This is a genomic window from Kitasatospora sp. NPDC051853 (assembly GCF_044452665.1).
Taxonomy (GTDB): Bacteria; Actinomycetota; Actinomycetes; order Streptomycetales; family Streptomycetaceae; genus Kitasatospora.
In genome coordinates, this window is the sequence record NZ_JBITBY010000012.1 from 143694 (window position 1) to 164637 (window position 20944).

Genomic DNA, 20944 nt, shown 5'->3' on the forward strand with positions numbered 1-20944 from the left:
CGCACCGCACCCCCGGAGAGACCGAGCATGGCAGAGGCGAGCAACCAGCCGACGGAGACCACCGCGCAGGCCGCCCTGCCGCTCACCGCCGCCGAGGCGGGCGTGCTGGCCGCCCAGCGGATCGACCCGGAGAACCCCTGCTACAACGTCGGCCAGTACGTCGAGCTCGACGGCCCGGTGGACGCCGCCCTGCTGGAGCGGGCACTGCGGCAGGTGCTCACCGAGGCCGGCGGGCTGGACTTCCGGCTCGCCGAACGGGACGGCGCCGCCTTCCGGCTGCCTCCGGCCTTCGACGCCGAGGCGTGGCGGCTGGAGCGCCTGGACACCCGGGCGGCCGCCGACCCGGATGCCGATGCGGTCGCGGTGGTCCGCGAAGTGCTGGCCCGGCCGGTCGAGTTGACCGGTGAGGGGCCGAAGCCGGGCGCGCTGCTGGCCCGCACCGGGGAGCAGCGGTACCTGCTGTTCCAGTGGTTCCACCACCTGGTGGTGGACGGCTACGCGGTGGCGATGCTCACCCGCCGGGTGGCCGAGGTGTACACCGAGCTGGCCGCCGGGCGGGAGCCCGGGCCCTCGCCGCTGCGCCCGCCGGCCGTGCTCGCCGAGGCCGAGGCCGCCTACCTCGCCTCCCCGCGGGCGGCCGAGGACCGCGCCTACTGGACGGCCCGCTTCGCCGACCTGCCCGGCGCCCCCGGGCTGACCGAGCTCACTGCCCCGGCCTCGGCCACCGTGCTCCGCCACCGGCTGGAGCTGACGGCCGCCCGGTCGGCCGCGGTGCTGGCCGCCGCCCACGCCGCCAAGGCCACCTGGGCCGAGGCGGCCACCGCCGGGTACGCCGCGTACCTGCACCGGATGACCGGCAGCCCCGAGCCGGTGATCGGCACCCACTTCATGGCCCGCACCGCCCCCGGCACCCTGCGGGTGGCCGCCACCGCCGTCAACATCCTCCCGCTGCGGCTGCCGGTGAACGGCACCGAGGACTTCACCGCGCTGCTGCGCCGCGCCGCCGCCGCCCTCAAGGAGGCCCGCCGCCACCAGCACCACCGGGGCGAGGAGCTGCGCCGCGACCTGGGCCTGGTCGGCACCGAACAGCGGCTCTACGGGCCGCTGTTGAACATCAAGCCGTTCGACCTGGCACTGGACTTCGCCGGGGTGGCCGGACACACCGTCAACCTGGCGGCCGGCCCGGTGGACGACCTCCAGCTGGCCGTCACCAAGAGCCCGGACGACGTGATCGCCCTGGAGTTCGACGCCAACCCCGCGCTGTACACCGCCGAGGAGCTGGCCGCCCACGCCGAGCGCTGCGCCGCGCTGCTGGTGACGCTGGCCGAGGCCCCCGGGCGGGCGCTGCGGGACCTGCCGCTGCTGACCGCCGCGGAGCAGGAGGCCCTGGCCGCCTGGAACGCCACCGGGCACCCGGCGGGAGCCCGGTCGGTGGTCGAGCTGTTCGCCGAGCGGGCCGCCGCCGCGCCGGAGGCGACCGCGGTGAGCGCCGTGGACGGCACCCTGACGTACGGTCAGCTGGACGAGCGGGTGGGCCGGTTGGCCGCGCTGCTCGCCGGTCGCGGCGCGGCGGGGCGCTTCGTCGCGCTCGCGGTGCCGAGGACCACCGCGCTGCCGGTGGCCGCGCTCGCCGTGCTCCGGGCCGGCGGCGCCTACCTGCCGATGGACCTGGACTACCCGGCCGACCGCCTCGCCTACATGGCCGAGGACGCCCGCCCGGTCTGCGCCGTCACCACGGCGGCCGTCGCCCACCTGGTGCCGGCGGGCGTACCGGTGGTCGTACTGGACGACCCGGCCACCGAGGCGGAGCTCGCGGCCGTGACCCCGGCCCCGGTGACCGCCCCGGACCCGGCCGCGCCCGCGTACGTGATCCACACCTCCGGATCGACCGGCAGGCCCAAGGGCGTGGTGGTGGAGCACGGGGCACTGGCTGGCTTCCTGGCCGCGATGCGCCCGCAGCTCGAACTCGGACCCGGCGACTCGCTGGTGGCCGTCACCACGGTCTCCTTCGACATCGCCGGACTGGAGCTGCACGGCCCGCTGAGCACCGGCGCCACCCTGGTCCTCGCCGACCGCGACACCGTGCTCGACCCGGCGGCGCTCGGCGCCCTGGTGCAGGCGCACCGGCCGAAGGCCGTTCAGGCGACGCCGACGCTCTGGCACCTGCTGCTGACCGAGGCCGCCGAGGGCGCATTCCCGGCGCTGGCCGGGGTGCACGCGCTGGTCGGCGGCGAGGCGCTGCCCGCCGAGCTGGCCGGGCGGCTGGCCCGGGCGACCCGGCGGGTGACCAACGTGTACGGCCCGACCGAGGTGACCGTCTGGGCCACCTCCGCCGAGCTGGCGCCCGACCACACCGGAGTGCCCGGCATCGGCGTCCCGTTCGCCGGGACCAGGGCCCACGTCCTGGACGGCGCCCTGCGGCCCGTCCCGCCCGGCGTCCCCGGGGAGCTCTACCTCGCCGGCGGCCAGCTGGCCCGCGGCTACCTCGGCCGCCCCGGCCTGACCGCCGGCCGCTTCGTCGCCGATCCCTTCGACCACGGCGCCCGGATGTACCGCACCGGCGACCTGGTCCGCCGCACTCCCGACGGCGGCCTGCACTTCCTCTCCCGGGTGGACGACCAGGTCAAGCTGCGCGGCTTCCGGATCGAACTCGGCGAGGTGGAGGCCGCGCTGACGGCCCGTCCGGGCGTCACCCGCGCCGTCGCCGTGGTCCGCGAGACGTCCCCCGGGCGGCCGCAGCTGATCGCCTACGTCAGCGGTGCCGAGGTCGATCCGGCCGCGCTGCGCGCCGAGGTCGCCGCCGCCCTGCCCGAGTACATGGTCCCCGCCGCGTTCGTGGTGCTGGACGCCTTCCCGCTGACCGCCAACGGCAAGATCGACCGCCGGGCGCTGCCGGACCCGGAGCTCAGCGCGACCGCGGGCCGGGCACCCCGGACCGAGACCGAGCGGGTGATCGCCGACCTGGTCAAGGAGGTGCTCGGCCTGGCCGAACTCGGCGTGGACGAGAACTTCTTCACCCTCGGCGGGGACTCGATCTCCGCCATCCAGCTGGGCAGCCGGGCCCGCCGGGCCGGGTACGCCATCACGCCCCGGGTGGTCTTCGAGCGCCGCACCGTGGCGGGGATCGCCGCCGCCGTCGAGGCCGCGACCGGGCCGGTCGAGACCGAGCACGGCCCCCTGCTCGACCCCGAGCAGCGCGAGCGGCTGCTCGCCGCCCAGCCCTGGGCCGAGGACGTGCTGCCGCTCTCCCCGCTCCAGGAGGGCCTGCTGTTCCACGCCGAGCAGCAGCGCGCCGACGACGCCGACGACCTCTACACCTCGCTCACCTCCCTCCAACTGCACGGCCCGCTCGACCGCGAGCGCCTGGCCGCCGCCGTCGACGGCGTCGTCAACCGGCACGCCGCGCTGCGCGCCTCCTTCACCACCGACGCCCTCGGCCGCCCCGTCCAGCTGATCGCCCGTCAGGTCACCGTCCCGTGGACCCGGCACGACCTGACCGCCCTGCCCGTCGAGGGGCAGGCCGCCGCGCTCGCCGAGATCGAGCAGCAGGAGGCCGCCCGCCGCTTCGACCTGGCGGCCGCACCGCTGGTGCGCTGCGCCTTGGTCGCCCTCGGCGCCGACCACCACCACCTGGTGCTGACCCGTCACCACACCGTCATCGACGGCTGGTCGATGCCGGTGCTGCTGCGCGAGCTGTTCGCCGCCTACGGCGGCACGGAGATCGTCGCGCTGCCCGCCACCACCCCCTACGCCCGCCACCTGGAGCGCCTCGCCGGCCGGGACCAGGCCGCCGACTCCGCCGCCTGGAGCGCGGCGCTCGCCGGACTGGAGGGCCCGACCCTGCTGGCCGACGCGCTCGGCGCGCCCGCCGCCGGGAGCGCCCCCGGCCGGGAGCTGGAGCTGCCCATCGGCCCGGAGCTGGCCGCCGCCCTGACCGCCACCGCCCGCGCCCACGGACTGACCCTCAACACCCTGGTCCAGGGCGCCTGGGCGATCCTGCTGACCCGCCTCACCGGCCGCGCCGACGTGGTCTTCGGCGCCACCGTCTCCGGCCGCCCCGCCGACCTGCCGGGCGTGGAGTCGATGGTCGGCCTGTTCTCCAACACCGTGCCGGTGCGCTTCGAGCCGCGCGAGGACGAGCCGGTGGTGGAGGAGCTGGCCCGCCTGCAGTCCGCGCAGTCCGCGCTGCTCGACCACCAGCTGCTCGGTCTCGCCGAGATCCAGGCCCTCGCCGGGCAGGGCACGCTCTTCGACACCCTGCTGGTGGTGGAGAACTACCCCGTCGACCCGGACGCCCTGACGGCCCGTGGGCTCCGGGTGGCCGGCCTCACCCACCGGGGCGCCACCCACTACCCGCTGACCGTGCTCACCCTCCCCGGCGAGCACCCGCAGCTCACCGTCGAGTACCGCCCCGACGTCTTCACCGACGCCCAGGCCGCCGCCGTCGGCGCCCGCCTCCTGCGCCTGCTCACCGCCGTCGCCGAGACCCCGCAGGCTCCCGTCGGCACCCTGGACGTCCTCGACGGGGCCGAGCGCGCCCAGCTGCTGGACGGGTGGAACGCCACCACCCGCCCGCTGCCCGGCGGCACCGTGCTGGACGTCTTCGCGGCCACCGTGGCCGCCACCCCCGAGGCGCTCGCCGTGGTCTGCGGCGAGCAGCGCCTGACCTTCGCCGAGCTGGCCGCCCGCGCCGAGCTAACCGCCCGTCACCTGGCGGCCCTGGGCGCCCGCCCCGGCACCGTGGTGGCCCTCGCGCTGCCGCGCTCCGCCGAGTCGGTCGCCGCCCTGCTCGGCGTGCTGAAGTCCGGCGCCGCCTACCTGCCGGTCGACCTGGACCATCCGGCCGAGCGCGTCGCGCTGATGCTGGAGGACGCCGAGCCACTGCTCACCCTGACCACCGCCGAGGTGGCCGAGCGCCTGCCGGTCCTGGACGCGTACGGCCTCGGCCCGGTGCTGACGGAGCGTCTGGGCGCGCTGTCGGCCGAGCCGGTGGCCCCGCACCCCGACGACCTGGCCTACGTCATCCACACCTCCGGCTCCACCGGCCGCCCCAAGGGCGTCCAGGTGCCGCACCGGGGCCTGGCCAACATGCTGGAGCACCACGCCGGCACGGTCTTCGCCCGCGCGGTGGAGGCGGCCGGGGGCCGGCGCCTGCGCGCCGCGCACACCGCCTCCTTCTCCTTCGACTCCTCCTGGGAGCAGCTGCTCTGGCTGCTCACCGGCCACCCGCTGCACGTCTACGGCGAGGAGCTGCGCCGCGACCCGGAGGCGCTGACGGCCCGTCTGCTGGCCGACCGGATCGACACCCTGGACGTCACCCCGTCCTTCGGCCGCCAGCTGGTCGAGTGCGGCCTGCTGGACGACCCGGCGCACCGGCCGCTGCTCTTCCTGGTCGGCGGCGAGGCGGTGGACGAGGCGCTCTGGACCCGGCTGCGGGAGACCGAGGGCGTGATCGGCCACAACTTCTACGGCCCGACCGAGTACACCGTCGACACCCTCGGCGCCGACCTGGCCGACAGCCCGACCCCGTCCGTCGGCCGCCCGATCGGCAACACCCGGGTCTACGTGCTCGATGCCCGCCTCCGGCCGGTCCCCGCCGGGGTGGCCGGTGAGCTCTACATCGCCGGCCCCGGCCTGGCCCGCGGCTACGGCAACCGCCCGGCGCTGACCGCCGCGCGCTTCACCGCCGACCCGTACGGCGCCCCCGGCACCCGGATGTACCGCACCGGCGACCTGGTCCGCCGCCGCCCCGACGGCACGCTGGACTACCTCGGCCGGGGCGACGACCAGGTGAAGATCCGCGGCTTCCGGGTCGAGCCCGGCGAAGCGGAGGCCGCGCTGGCCGCCCTGCCCGGGGTCACCCAGGCCGCCGTGCTGGTGCTGCCCGCTCCCGGCGGGGCCAAGCGCCTGGTCGGCTACGCCGCCCCCGCGCAGCTGGACACCGCCGTGCTGCGCAAGGCGCTGGCCGCCACCCTGCCCGAGTACCTGGTGCCGTCCGCGATCGTGGCGCTGGACCGGCTGCCGCTGAACGTCAACGGCAAGCTGGACCGCCAGGCGCTGCCCGCGCCGGACGCCGCCGCCTACGCGGCGCCGAGCGGCCGTCCGCCCCGGGACGAGCGCGAGGCCCTGGTCTGCTCGGTCTTCGCCGAGGTGCTCGGCCTGCCCGCCGTCGGACCGGACGAGGACTTCTTCGCCCTCGGCGGCCACTCCCTGCTCGCCACCCGGGTCACCGGCCGCCTGCGGGCCGGGCTCGGCGTGGAGACCGCCGTCCGGGACCTGTTCGAGACCCGCACCCCCGCCGCCCTCGCCACCCGCCTCGCGACGGCTGCCGCGGGGCGCCCCGGCCCGACCGCCCGCCCGCGCCCGGAGCTGCTGCCGCTCTCCGCCGCTCAGGCCCGGCTCTGGTTCCAGTACCGGCTGGACGGCGCCACCGCCGCCTACACCATCCCGTGCGCGGTGCGGATCGACGGCCCGCTGGACACCGAGGCCCTGCGCGCCGCCTTCGGCGACGTGCTGGCCCGGCACGAGGCGCTGCGCACCGTCTTCCCGGACCGCGACGGCCGTCCGTACCAGCGGATCCTGACGCCCGCTCAGGCCGGGGTGCCGTTCACGGTGGAGGAGACCACCGTGCACCGGCTGTCCCGGGCGGTGGCCGCCGCCGGGGCGTACGCCTTCGAGCTGGCCGAGGAGATCCCGGTCCGCGCCACCCTGCTCACCACCGGGCCCGAGCGGCACGTGCTGAGCATCGCGGTGCACCACATCGCCGGTGACGAGTGGTCGGAGGGCGTGCTGCTGCGCGAGCTCGACCAGGCGTACGCGGCCCGACAGGCCGGCACCGAGCCCGCCTTCGCCCCACTGCCGCTCCAGTACGCCGACGTCGCCCTCTGGCAGGCCGAGCTGCTGGCCGCCACCGAGGGCCCGGCCGCCCAGCAGGGCGCCTACTGGGCGCGGCAACTGGAAGCCCTCCCGGCGGAGTTGGCGCTGCCGACCGACCGGCCCCGGCCGGCCGAGCCGAGCGGGCGCGGCGGCGCCGTCCGGCTGGCGCTGCCCGAGGCGCTGCACACCGAGCTGCTCGGCTACGCCCGCCGACGTGGCGTCACCCCCTTCGTGGTCACCCAGGCCGCCGCCGCGCTGCTGCTCGGCACGCTGGCCGGGACGTCGGACGTCGCCTTCGGCACCCCCGTGGCCGGACGCACCGACGAGGCGGTGGAGTCGGTGGTCGGCTTCTTCGTCAACACCCTGGTGCTCCGTCACGACCTCGGCGGCGCCCCGAGCTTCGACGCACTCGTGGAGCGCAGCCGGGACGTGGTGTTCGGCGCGCTGGCCCACCAGGACCTGCCGTTCGACCGGCTGGTGGAGATCGTCAACCCGGAGCGCTCGCTCGGCCGCCACCCGCTGTTCCAGGTGATGGTCCAGCACCGCAAGGCCACCGATGGGCACACCGGCCTGTTCGGCGCCCGCACCGAGCTGCTGCCCGACCCGGTGCACGCCGCGCGCTTCGACCTGGCGCTGAACTTCGCCGAATCCGCCGACGGCTCCCGCACCGAGCTGACCGTCATCCATGCCGAGGACCTCTTCGACCGCGCGACCGCCCGCCTGTTCGGCGAGCGCCTGCTGGCCGTGCTCACCGCCGCGTTGGCCGCCCCTGGCCGGGAGGCCGGGCTGATCGAGCCGCTCTCCGCGCAGGAGCGCCGGGGCCTGGCGGGGGAGTGGAACGCCACCGACCGCGAGGTCCGGGACGGCACCCTGCTGACCAGGATCGCGGAGCGGGTGGCCGCCACGCCGGAGGCCGTCGCCGTGGACTTCGAGGGCGAGACGCTGACCTACCGTCAGCTGGACGAGCGGGCCGGGCGGCTGGCCCGGGTGCTGGCCGCCCGGGGCGCCGGTCCTGACCGGATCGTGGCCGTCGCGGTGCCGCGCTCCGCCGAGCTGATGGTGGCGCTGGTGGGCGTGCTCAAGTCCGGTGCGGCGTACCTGCCGCTGGACACCGAGTACCCGGCCGAGCGGCTGGCCGCCATGGTCGAGGACGCCGCGCCCGTCGCGGTGCTCACGGTGCCGGGCGTGGAGCTCCCCGCGCTGCCTGGGGCGCCGCTGCTCGCGGTGGACGCCGACGGGCCGCAGGCCGAACCCGCCGCCCCCGGCCCGGACCACGGCGCGTACGTCATCTTCACCTCCGGCTCCACCGGCCGCCCCAAGGGCGTGCTGGTCACCCACCAGGCCATCGTCAACCGGCTCGACTGGATGGCCGAGGTCTACCGCGTCACCGCCGAGGACCGGATCCTGCAGAAGACCCCGGCCAGCTTCGACGTCTCGGTCTGGGAGTTCTTCCTCCCGCTGGTCACCGGCGCCCGGGTGGTGCTCGCCCGCCCGGGCGGCCACCGCGACCCGGTCTACCTGGCCGGGCTGGCCGCCTCCGCCGGGGTGACGGCCTGTCACTTCGTGCCCTCGATGCTCACCGCCTTCACCACCGCGGCCGAGCAGGACCCGGCGCTGCGGGACGGCTTCACCGGCGTGCGGAAGGTGTTCTGCTCCGGCGAGGCGCTGCCCGCCGCAGCCGTGGACCGCTTCGCCGCGCTCTGGCCGCAGATCGAGCTGCACAACCTCTACGGCCCCACCGAGGCCGCCGTGGACGTCACCTACCACCGGGCCTGGTCCGGCGCGGGCACCGTCCCGATCGGCCGCCCGGTCTGGAACACCAAGCTGTACGTGCTGGACGCGCGGCTGCGGCCGGTGCCGGTCGGCGTGCCCGGTGAGCTCTACCTGGCCGGCGTCCAGCTGGCCCGCGGCTACCTCGGCCGCCCCGGCCTGACGGCCGGCCGGTTCGTCGCCGACCCGTTCGCGGCGGGCGGCCGGATGTACCGCACCGGCGACCTGGTGCGCCGCCGGGTCGACGGCGAGGTGGAGTACCTCGGCCGCACCGACGACCAGGTGAAGATCCGCGGCTTCCGGATCGAACTCGGCGAGGTGGAGGCCGCGTTGGCCGCCGTCCCGGGCGTCGCCCAGGCCGCCGTCACCGCCCGCGCCCTCACCGAGGGCGGGGCGCGGCAGCTGCTCGGCTACGTCACCGGCGCCGTCGACCCGGCCGCCGTCCGCTCCGCGCTGGCCGCCACCCTGCCCGAGCACCTGGTGCCCGCCGTGGTCACGGTGCTGGACGCGCTGCCGCTGAGCGTCAACGGCAAGCTGGACCGCAAGGCGCTGCCCGACCCGTCGCGCGGCCCGGTCGCCGCGGCCGCACCGAGCGGGAAGCCCGCCGCCGCGATGGCCCGGGTCTTCGCGGAGGTGCTCGGCCTCGACTCGGTCGGCGAGGACGAGAACTTCTTCGCCCTCGGCGGCGACTCCATCGTCTCGATCCAGCTGGTCAGCAAGGCCCGCAAGGCCGGACTGGAGATCACCGCCAAGGACGTCTTCACCCACCCGACCCCGGCCGCACTGGCCGCGGCCGCCACCGGAGTGGCCGACACACCGTCAGCGGCCGTGCTCCCGGTGGTGCAGGACGGCGAGCTGCCCTCGCTCCCGGTGGTGCACTGGCTGCGCGAGCGCGGCGGCCCGATCGACCGCTTCAACCAGTCCGTGCTGCTCACCGTCCCGGCGGGCCTGGACGAGCGCGCCCTGCGCACCGCGCTGGCCGCCCTCGCCAGCAACCACCCGGCGCTGCGCCTCAAGCTGGACCGCACCGACGGGGTGTGGACCCAGGAGGTGCTGCCCGCCGCCCAGGCCCCGGCCGCCACCGACCCGGCGACGCTCCGCGTGGTCACCGGACTCGGCGCGCTCGCAGCGGAAGCCGACCGGGCCGCCGCCGGGCTCGACCCGGACAGCGGCCGGGTGCTGCGCGCGGTCTGGTTCGATGCCGGACCGCAGGACGGCCGCCTGCTGCTGACGGTCCACCACCTCGCCGTGGACGGCGTCTCCTGGCGCACCCTGCTGCCCGAACTGGCCGCCGGCTACGCCCGGGCCGCCGCCGGGCTCGCCCCCGCCGCCGAACCGGAGGCCCTCGGCCTCGCCGACTGGGCCCGTGCCCTGCTCGCCGAGGCCCACTGCCGTCCCCGGGTGGCCGAGGCGGCGTACTGGCGCACCGCGCTGGCCGGCCCGGCCGGCCCGCTCGGCGACCTGACCGCCGACCCGGAGCGGGACACCGTCGCCACCCTGCGCACGCTGCGCCGCACCCTGCCCGCCGACCGCACCGCGCCGTTGCTCACCGAGCTGCCGCAGGCGTTCAACGCGGGCGTGGACGAGGTGCTGCTGGCCGGGCTCGCGCTCGGCGTCGCGACCGCCCACCCCGAAGCCGCCCCCGTCCTCCAGATCGACCTGGAGGGCCACGGCCGGGGTGCCGGGCTGACCGGGGTGCCCGCGCCCGATCTGGCCCGCACCGTCGGCTGGTTGACCACCGTGCACCCCGTCCGGCTCGACCTGGCCGGGCTCGACCCGGCCGCCGCCCTGGGCGGCGGCGAGCAGGCCGGGCAGGTGCTCAAGCAGGTCAAGGAGCAGCTCCGTGCCGCCCCCGACAAGGGGCTGGGCTACGGTCTGCTGCGCCACCTCAACCCGCAGACCGCCGCCGTGCTGGCCGGAGTCCGCCGCTCCGAGGTGCTGTTCAACTACCGGGGCCGACTGGACGGCGCGGGCGCCCCGCTCGGCGGCTGGCCGCTCGCTCCGGCCGAGGAGCGCGCGGTGGTCACCGGCGCCGCCGGGCCGGACGCCGCCCAGGCCGCCGGGTACCCGCTGGAGATCGACGCCGTGGTGCAGGGCGGCCCGGACGGCCGGCCCGAGCTGGCCGTCGAACTCAGCTGGCCCGAGGCCCTGCTGACCGGCGCTCAGGCCGAGGCACTGGCCGACGCCTGGTTCGCCGCCCTCGACGCCCTGGCCCGGCACGGCACCGGAGACGGGGCCGGCGGGCTGACCCCCTCCGACCTCGGCCTGGTCACCCTCAAGCAGGCCCAGATCGACCGCCTGGAGGCCCGCCTGCGCGGCGGCGCCCGCCCGAGCCGGAGGCGCCGCCCGTGACCGCCCCCGACCGCCCCGTCCGTACCGAGAACCCCGAGAACCCCGAGAGCACCGAGAGCACCGTGACGAACTCCGCCGAACCGACCGACCAGCAGCCGGCCATGTCCGACCTGGAGGACGTCTACCCGCTGTCCTCGCTCCAGGAGGGCCTGCTCTTCCACGCCCTCTACGACGACACCGCGCAGGACGTCTACGTGGTGCAGTCGCACCTCGACCTGGCCGGGGACGTCGACACCACCCGGCTGGCCGCCGCCGTGGACGCGCTGCTCGTGCGGCACGCCAACCTGCGGGCCGGGTTCTGGTACGAGGACCCGGAGGCGGTGGTCCAGTTCGTCCCGCGCACCGTGGCCACCCCGCTGCGCGAGGCCGATCTGACCGCTTTCGCCGGGGAGGCCCAGGCGGCCGCGGTGGACGCGGCGATGGCCGAGGACCGGCAGCGCCGCTTCGACCTCTCCGCGCCGCCGCTGCTGCGGCTCACCCTGGCCCGGCTCGGCGCGGACTCCGCGCGGCTGGTGATCACCTGTCACCACCTGCTGCTGGACGGCTGGTCGATGCCGATCCTGGTCCGCGAACTGCTGGCGCTGTACGGCTCGCACGGCGACGCCGCGGTCCTGCCGCCGGTGCGCCCGTACCGGGACCACCTGGCGCTGCTCGCCACCCGGGACACCGCCGCCGCCGAGGCGGCCTGGGGCGAGGCGCTGGCCGGGTTCGACCAGCCGCACCCCGTCGGCCCCGCCGTCTCCGGCGCGCCGACCGCCACCGTGGAGCTCGCCGCCGGGCCCGAGCTGTCCGCCGCGGTGACCGCCGCCGCCCGCTCCCGCGGCCTGACCCTCGGCAACCTCGCCCACACCCTCTGGGCCGTGCAGCTCGGCTCGCTCACCGGCACCGCCGACGTGGTCTTCGGCACCACCGTCTCCGGCCGCCCCGACGACCTGCCGGGCGCGGAGGGCATGGTCGGCCTCTTCATCAACACCGTGCCCGTCCGGGTCCGGCTCTCGGCCGCCGACACGCTGGCCGGCGCCACCGCCCGGGTACAGCGTGAGCAGGCCGCCCTGATGGCCCATCAGCACCTCGGCCTGGCCGCGATCCAGAAGCAGGCCGCCGCCGAGGGCCCGCTCTTCGACACCCTGCTGGTGGTGGAGAACTACCAGGGCAGCGGCGAGGGCCTCGTCGAGTCCTTCGGCGCGCCCGCCGGGCTGGCGATCACCGGCCTCGGTGCCCGCGACGCCACCCACTACCCGCTCGGCCTGACCCTGCTGCCCGGCAGCGAGCTGCGGATCGAACTCGACCACCGCACCGACCTGTTCACCCCCGCCGAGGCCGCCCTCGCCGCCCGGCGCTTCCTCGCCCTGCTGGCCGCCTTCGCCGCCGACCCGGACACCCCGCTGGCCCGGCTCGACCTGCTCACCGTGGACGAGCGCGCCGCGCTTCCCGCCGCCGTCTCCGGCGGCCCGCTGGCCGTCCCGGCCGGCCCCGTCACCCAGCGCCTGGCCGCGCAGGCCGCCGCCACCCCGCACGACCGCGCGCTGGTCGCCCCGGCCCTGGCGGGCGGCACCGCCGAGCTGTCCTTCGTCGAACTCGACGGCGCCGCGAGCCGCCTGGCCCACCTGCTGCTGGCGAACGGGCTGGGCGCCGAGCGGACCGCCGCCCTGGCGCTGCCCCGCTCCGCCGAGGCCGTCACCGCGATCCTGGCCACCCTCCGGGCCGGCGGGGCCTACCTCCCGCTGGACCTGGACCACCCGGACGAGCGCCTCGCCGCCCTGCTGGCGGACACCCGTCCCGCCGTGGTGCTGACCACCCGTGCGGTGGCCCCCCGCCTGCCCGCCGTCCCCGGCGCCACCGTGCTGCTGCTGGACGACCCGGCCGTCACCGCCGAGCTGGCCGCCCTGCCCGCCACCGCCCCGGCGGTGACGGTCGATCAGGACACCCCCGCCTACGTCATCCACACCTCCGGCTCGACCGGCCGCCCCAAGGGCGTGGTGATCACCCACCGGGGCCTGGGCACGCTCGCCGAGGAGCACCTCGGCGGCCCGTTCGCCGAGGTGGCCGCCGGCCGCCGGCTGCGGGTGCTCGGGACCGCCTCGTTCGCCTTCGACTCCAGCTGGGACCAGCTGCTCTGGCTGCTCGGCGGTCACCAGCTGCACCTGCTCGGCGAGGCCGACCGCCGCGACGCGGAGGCCGTGGTGGCGTACGTCGGCGCCGAGCGCATCGACGTGCTCGACAACACCCCGAGCTACACCCGTCAGCTGCTCGACAGCGGCCTGCTGACGGGCGCTCACCGCCCCTCGGTACTGCTGCTCGGCGGCGAGGCGTTGCCCGAGGCGCTCTGGACCGAGCTGCGCGCCGTGCCCGGCCTGACCGCGCTCAACTACTACGGCCCGACCGAGGCCACCGTCGACGCCCTGCTCGCCGACCTGGCCGACACCGCCGAGCCGGTGGTCGGCCGCCCGCTGCGCGGCTCCCGCGCGTACGTGCTGGACGGCCTGCTGCGGACCGCCCCGGCCGGTGCGGTCGGCGAACTGTACCTGGCGGGACCCCAGTTGGCCCGGGGCTACCTGGACCGTCCCGGTCTGACCGCCGGGCGCTTCGTCGCCGATCCGCACGGCGAGCCGGGGGGCCGGATGTACCGCACCGGCGACCTGGTGCGCCGCCGCGCCGACGGCGTGATCGAGTACCTCGGCCGTACCGACGACCAGGTGAAGATCCGCGGTCACCGGATCGAGCCCGGCGAGATCGAGGCCGCCCTGACCGGGCTGCCCGGCCTCGCCCACGCCGCCGTGCTGGTGCTCCCCGGCGCCGTCCGCCGGATCGCCGCCTACGTGGTGCCCGCCGCCGGTGCGGCCGCGCCGACCCCGGACGAGCTGCACGCGGCGCTCTCCGCCCGGCTGCCCGAGTACATGGTGCCGTCCGCCTTCGCCGTGCTGGACGCCCTCCCGTTGAACATCAGCGGCAAGCTGGACCGGGCCGCGCTGGCCGCGCTCTCCCTCGACTTCACCGGCGAGAGCGGCACCCGGGCCGCCGAGACCGAGACCGAGGAGCTGCTCTGCGAGCTGTTCGCCGAGGTGCTCGGACTGCCGGAGACCGGCGCCGACGCCGACTTCTTCCGCCTCGGCGGCGACTCCATCTCCTCCATCCGCCTGGTGGGCGCCGCCCGCGCCGAGGGCCTGGCGCTCAGCCCGCGCGACGTCTTCGAGCTCCGCACCCCCGCCGCCCTGGCCGCCCTCGCGGACCAGCGGGAGAGCGCCGAGGCCGGGCCCGAGCTGCCCGAACTCCCGGCCGCCACCGAGGCGGAGCTGCGGCTCGCGGCCGCCGCCGTGCCCAAGCTGGAGGTGGCCGAGCTCTGGCCGGTCTCCCCGCTCCAGCAGGGCCTGCTCTTCGAGGCCGGGTACGACGACCAGGGCATCGACGTCTACACCTCACGGGACGTCATCTCGCTCTCCACCCGGGTCCCGCTCGCCGTGCTGCACGGCGCGCTCGCCGGACTCCTGGAGCAGCACCCGAACCTGCGGGCGGGCTTCCTGGCCGACGCGCTGGAGCGCCCCGTCGCCTTCCTGCCGCGCGAGGTCGAGGTCCCGCTCACCGAGACCGACCTCTCGGAGCTGGACGCACCGGCCTTCGAGGCCGAACTCGACCGCCTGGTCGAGGCCGAGGCGCACACCCGCTTCGATCTGGCCAATCCGCCGCTGCTGCGGGTGGTCTCGGTGCTCGCCCCCGACGGCGGCCAGCGTATCCTTCTCACCAACCACGCCCTGCTCTGGGACGGCTGGTCGGCCGGCCTGGTGCTCCAGGAGCTGCTGACCCGCTGCCACCTCGGCCTCACCGGCACCGCCGACGGCCCCTCGCTCCCCGAGCCCGGCCTGCCCTACCGGGACTTCCTGCGCTGGCTCGCCGCCCAGGACCAGGAGCAGGGCCGGGCCGTCTGGCGCACCGCGCTGGCCGGCCTGGAGGAGGCCACCCTGCTGGCCCCGCAGGCCCGCGAGCGCGCCGCCCTGCTGCCCGAGCAGGTCACCTTCGGGCTCTCCGCAGAGCTCTCCGCCCGGATGGCCTCGTACGCCCGCGGCCAGGGCCTGACCCTGAACACCGTGGTCTCCGGCGCCTGGGCGCTGCTGCTGGCCGGACTGACCGGCCGTCAGGACGTGGTCTTCGGCGCCACCGTCTCCGGCCGCCCGGCCGAGCTGCCCGGCATCGACGCCACCATCGGCATGTTCCTCAACACCGTGCCGGTGCGGGCCCGGCTGGACGGCGGCGAGCGGGTCGCCGACCTCCTGGCCCGACTCCAGCGCGAGCAGACCGAGCTGCTCCCGCACCACCAGACCGGCCTGGGCGAGATCCAGCGGGACACCGGCCTCGGCCGGCTCTTCGACACCCTCCAGGTGGTCCGCAACACCCCCGCCGACGACGAGCTGCGGGACCGCATCCGGGCCGCGCTCGGCGTCGAGCAGATCGCCGACGTGGACGCCACCCACCTCCCGCTGATCTTCATCACCAACCCCGGCGAGGTGCTGGACTTCGAGTTCAAGTACCGCCCGGACGTCTTCGACCGGGAGACCGTCGAACAGCACGCCGAGCGGATGGTGGCCCTGCTCACCGCCCTGGTGACCGACCCGGGCCTGCGGGTGCGTGACGTCGACGTGCTGACGGTGCGTGAGCGCGCTCTGGTGCTGGGGGAGTGGGCGGAGACCGCGCGGGAGCTGCCGGAGGCGACGGTGGCGGATCTGCTGGCGGAGCGGGCGGCGTTGGTGCCGTCCGAGACGGCGTTGGTGTTCGGTGCCCGGTCGTGGACGTACGCGGAGCTGGACGCCACGGTGAACCGGCTGGCGCGGTTGTTCGTGGCGCGGGGTGCCGGACCGGAGACGGTGGTGGCTCTGGGGCTGCCGCGTTCGCTGGAGATGGTGGCGGCGCTGTTCGCGGTGCTGCGCACGGGTGCGGCGTACCTGCCGCTGGAGCTGGACTACCCGAAGGACCGCCTCGGCTTCATGGTCGAGGACACCGCGCCGGTGGTGCTGGTGACCGACTCCACGGCGGCCGGTCTGATGCCGGAGCACGCCGCGACCGTCCTGCTGGACGACCCGGCGGTGGCGGCCGAGCTGGCCGGGCTGTCCTCCGAGGCCCTGGGCGTGACGGTGGATCAGGACTCCCCGGCGTACGTCATCTTCACCTCCGGCTCGACGGGCCGCCCGAAGGGCGTGGTCACGCCGTACCGGGGTCTGACGAACATGCAGCTCAACCACCGCGAGGCGATCTTCGACCCGACGGTGGCGCTGGCCGGTGGCCGACGGCTGCGGATCGCGCACACCGTCTCGTTCTCCTTCGACATGTCGTGGGAGGAGCTGCTCTGGCTGGTCGAGGGCCACGAGGTGCACGTCCTCGACGAGGCGCAGCGCCGTGACGCCCAGGGCCTGGCGGACTACCTCGACGCGCAGGCCATCGACGTCATCAACGTCACTCCCTCGTACGCCCAGGCCCTGGTGGACTGCGGGCTCTTGGACGAGGACCGGCACCGTCCGGTGCTGGTGCTGCTGGGTGGTGAGGCGGTGGCCGAGACCCTGTGGTCGAAGCTGCGGGACACCCCCGGGGTGCTCGGCTACAACCTCTACGGGCCGACCGAGTACACCATCAACACCCTGGGCGGCGGCACCCTGGACTCGGACACCGCGACCGTCGGCCGTCCGATCTGGAACACCCGGGCCCACGTGCTGGATACCTTCCTGCGTCCCGTCCCGGTCGGCGTGCCCGGCGAGCTGTACGTCAACGGCGTCGGCCTGGCCCGCGGTTACCTCAACCGCCCCGGGCTGACGGCGGAGCGCTTCGTCGCCGACCCGTTCGGCGAGCCGGGCTCCCGGATGTACCGCACCGGCGACGTGGTGCGGTGGCGCGGCGACGGCCTGCTCGACTTCCTGGGCCGGGCTGACGACCAGGTGAAGATCCGGGGCTACCGGGTGGAGCCCGGCGAGATCGAGGACGCCCTCGCCCTCCACCCGACGGTCGCTCAGGCCGCCGTGCTGGTCCGTGAGGACGCCCCGGGCGTCAAGCGGTTGGCCGCCTACCTGGTGCCGGCCACCGAGGCCGGCATCGACGTGGCCGCCGTCCGGGCCGAGCTCGCCGCGCGGCTGCCCGAGTACATGGTGCCCGCCGCCTTCGTGGTGCTGGAGGCGCTCCCGCTGACCGTCAACGGCAAGCTGGACCGCGCTGCCCTCCCCGCCCCCGAGAGCGGTGGCACGGGTACCGGGCGGGCCCCGCGCGACGCCCGCGAGGAGTTGCTCTGCGGCCTGTTCGCCGAGGTGCTCGGTCTGGCCGAGGTCGGCCCCGAGCAGCACTTCTTCGAGCTGGGCGGCCACTCGCTGCTGGCCACCCGCCTGGTCGGCAAGGTCAAGGCCGCGCTGGGCACCCGCCTGACGGTCCGTGACCTCTTCGAGGCGCCGACCCCTGCCGGGCTGGCCCTGCGCACCGAGACCACCGACCCGCGCCCGGCGCTGGCCCGCCGCGAGCGCCCGGCCGACCTGCCGCTCTCGCACGCCCAGCGCCGGATGTGGTTCCTGCAGAACCTCGACGGTTCCGGCGCCACGTACAACGTGCCGCTGGTCGTCCGGGTCAGCGGCGCGCTGGACCTGGACGCGCTGCGGGCGGCCGTCCGCTCCGTCACCGAGCGGCACGAGAGCCTGCGCACCGTCTTCACCGAGCGGGACGGCGGGGTCTTCCAGACCGTGCTGGCCCCGGCCGGCGAGGTGCACGTCCGCCGCTCCACCGAGGAGACGCTGACCGCCGACGTCGAGGCCGAGGTCCGGTACGGCTTCGACCTGGCCGCCGAACTCCCGCTCCGGGTCTCGGTGCTGGAGCTGGGCGAGGCCGAGCACGTGGTGGTGCTGCTGTTCCACCACATCGCCGGTGACGAGTGGTCGATGCTCCCGTTCATCGAGGACCTGAACCAGGCGTACGCCGCCCACCTGACCGGCGGGCAGCCCGGCTGGGCGCCGCTGCCGGTGCAGTACGCCGACTACACCCTCTGGCAGCAGGAGCTGCTGGACGGAGCCACGGGTCTGGCGGAGCGTCAGGCGGGCTACTGGCGCGAGGCGCTGGCCGGGCTCCCCGAGGAGCTGCCGCTGCCGACCGACCACCCGCGGCTGCCCACCGCCCGCCTGGCGGGCGACACCGTGTACGCCCAGGTGCCCCCGGTCGTCTACCGCGGCCTGCGGGCCGCAGCCCAGGCGAGCGGCACCACCACCTTCATGGTGCTCCAGGCCGCCGTGGCCACCCTGCTGCACCGCCTCGGCGCCGGCACCGACATCCCGCTCGGTGCCCCGGTGGCAGGGCGCTCGGACAGTGCCCTGGACGGGCTGGTCGGCTTCTTCGTCAACACGGTCGTGCTCCGCAACGACCTGGCCGGCGACCCGACCTTCAGCGAGCTGCTGGCCCGCACCCGGGACACCGACCTGGCCGCCTTCGCCCACCAGGACCTGCCCTTCGACCGCCTGGTGGAGGCCGTCAACCCGCCCCGGGTGCCCGGCCGTCACCCGCTCTTCCAGGTGATGCTGGGCTACCAGCACAGCGCCGGCGGAGAGGGCAGCCTGCTCGGGCTGAAGAGCCGCATCCTGCCCTTCGAGCTGGGCGCGGTGAAGTTCGAACTGGACTTCAACTTCGAGGAGGTCTCCTCCGAGGAGCAGATCGACATCGCCTTCGAGTACGCCACCGACCTCTACGAGCGGAGCACCGCCGAGGCCCTGGTCGAGCGGCTGCTCGCGGTGCTGGCCCAGGTCGCGGCCGACCCGGCCCGCCGGATCGGGTCACTGGACGTGCTGACGGTCCGTGAGCAGGAGCTGGTGCTGGGGGAGTGGGCCGCAACCGCCCGCGAGCTCCCCGACGCCACGGTGGCGGACCTGCTGGCCGAGCGGGCCGCGCTGGTGCCGACGGAGACCGCGCTGGTCTCCGGCGAGCGCTCGTGGACGTACGCCGAGCTGGACGCCCAGGTCGACCGGCTGGCGCGGCTGTTCACGGCGCGGGGCGCCGGTCCGGAGACGGTGGTGGCGCTGGGGCTGCCGCGTTCGCTGGAGATGGTGGCGGCGCTGTTCGCGGTGCTGCGCTCCGGGGCGGCGTACCTGCCGCTGGAGCTGGACTACCCGAAGGACCGCCTGGAGTTCATGGTCGAGGACACCGCCCCGGTCGTCCTGGTCACCGACTCCACCGCGCTGCCCCGGATGCCCGAGGCCCCCGGTGTGCCCCGCCTGCTGCTGGACGACCCGGCCGTGGCAGCCGAGCTGGCCGCCCTGCCGGTCGGCCCGCTGGGCGTGACGGTGGATCAGGACTCCCCGGCGTACGTCATCTTCACCTCGGGATCGACGGGCCGCCCCAAGGGCGTGGTCACGCCGTACCGGGGTCTGACGAACATGCAGCTGAACCACCGTGAGGCGATCTTCGACCCGACGGTGGCGCTGGCCGCGGGCCGCCGGCTGCGGATCGCGCACACGGTGTCGTTCTCCTTCGACATGTCGTGGGAGGAGCTGCTCTGGCTGGTCGAGGGCCACGAGGTGCACGTGATGGACGAGGCGCTGCGCCGCGACGCCGAGGCGCTCGCCGCCTACTGCGCCGAGCACGCCGTCGACGTCATCAACGTCACCCCCTCGTACGCCCAGGCACTGGTCGACCAGGGCCTGTTGGACGAGGACCGGCACCGCCCGGTGCTCGTCCTGCTCGGCGGCGAGGCCGTCGCCGAGACCCTGTGGTCCAAGCTGCGGGACACCCCGGGCCTGCTCGGCTACAACCTCTACGGGCCGACCGAGTACACCATCAACACCCTGGGCGGCGGCACCCTGGACTCGGACACCGCGACCGTCGGCCGTCCGATCTGGAACACCCGGGCCCACGTGCTGGACGGCTCGCTCCGCCCGGTGCCGGTGGGCGTCCCCGGCGAGCTGTACGTCAACGGCGTCGGCCTGGCCCGCGGTTACCTCAACCGCCCCGGGCTGACCGCCGAGCGCTTCGTCGCCGACCCGTTCGGCGAGCCGGGCTCCCGGATGTACCGGACCGGCGACGTGGTGGCCTGGCGGCCGGACGGGCTGCTGGACTTCCTGGGCCGGGTCGACGACCAGGTGAAGATCCGCGGTTACCGGGTCGAGCCCGGCGAGATCGAGGACGCCCTCGCCCTGCACCCGACGGTGGCTCAGGCCGCCGTGGTGGTGCGGGAGGACGCTCCGGGTGTGAAGCGCCTGGCCGCCTACCTGGTGTCGGCTGCCGGGGCGCGGGTGGAGACCGCCGCCGTCCGTCGTATGCTGACGGAGCGTCTGCCGGACTACATGGTCCCCTCGGCGTTCGTGGTGCTGGACGCGCTCCCGCTGACCGTCAACGGCAAGCTGGACCGCAAGGCGCTCCCCGCGCCGACCGGCGCGGACTTCACCGCCACCGGCCCCGTCCGGGCACCGCGCACCCACGCCGAGGTACTGGTGCACTCCGCCTTCACCGACGTGCTCGGGCTGCCGGACCTCGGCATCGACGAGAACTTCTTCGACCTCGGCGGCCACTCCCTGCTCGCGATGGCGCTGCTCCAGCACCTGCGGGCCGACTTCGAGGGCGACGGCCTCTGCCTGGGCGACGTGCTCGCCCGGCCCACCGTCGCCGCCCTCGCCGAACTCCTGGCCGGCCCGGTGGCGGACGCCCCCACCTGCCAGGACTGACACCCACTCACCTTCCCCACCCCAGAGGAGAACCCCATGAGCTCGACCAACCCCTTCGAGGACGACGCCGCCCAGTACTACGTGCTGGTCAACGAGGAGAACCAGCACTCGCTCTGGCCCGCCTTCGCCGAGGTCCCGGCCGGCTGGACCGTCGTGCACGGCGAGGACAGCCGCCAGGGCTGCACCGACTACGTGGACGCCCACTGGACCGACATGCGCCCGGCCAGCCTGATCGCCCGGACCGAGGCCGCCTCCGCCTGATCCGTGGCATCCGGGGGCGG

Annotated in this window: 3 protein-coding genes; all 3 read left to right on the forward strand. The window is 75.8% G+C overall.

Annotated features, from left to right (window positions below; genetic code table 11):
* Window positions 1-27: 27 nt before the first annotated feature.
* The 3 genes from ACIA8O_RS31040 to ACIA8O_RS31050 are packed head-to-tail and all read left to right on the forward strand — an operon-like array spanning window position 28 to window position 20924.
* Entirely contained in the window at window positions 28-10998 is a 10971-nt protein-coding gene (locus tag ACIA8O_RS31040) for an amino acid adenylation domain-containing protein (protein ID WP_396297310.1), read from the forward strand.
* Window positions 10995-20663, forward strand: a complete 9669-nt coding sequence (locus tag ACIA8O_RS31045) for an amino acid adenylation domain-containing protein (RefSeq protein WP_396297311.1) — start codon at window positions 10995-10997, stop codon at window positions 20661-20663. Before ACIA8O_RS31040 ends, ACIA8O_RS31045 begins: the two co-directional genes overlap by 4 nt.
* A gap of 36 nt (window positions 20664-20699) precedes the next feature.
* Complete coding sequence (locus tag ACIA8O_RS31050) at window positions 20700-20924, forward strand: MbtH family protein (RefSeq protein WP_380149775.1); 225 nt, start codon at window positions 20700-20702, stop codon at window positions 20922-20924.
* Window positions 20925-20944 lie beyond the last annotated feature (20 nt).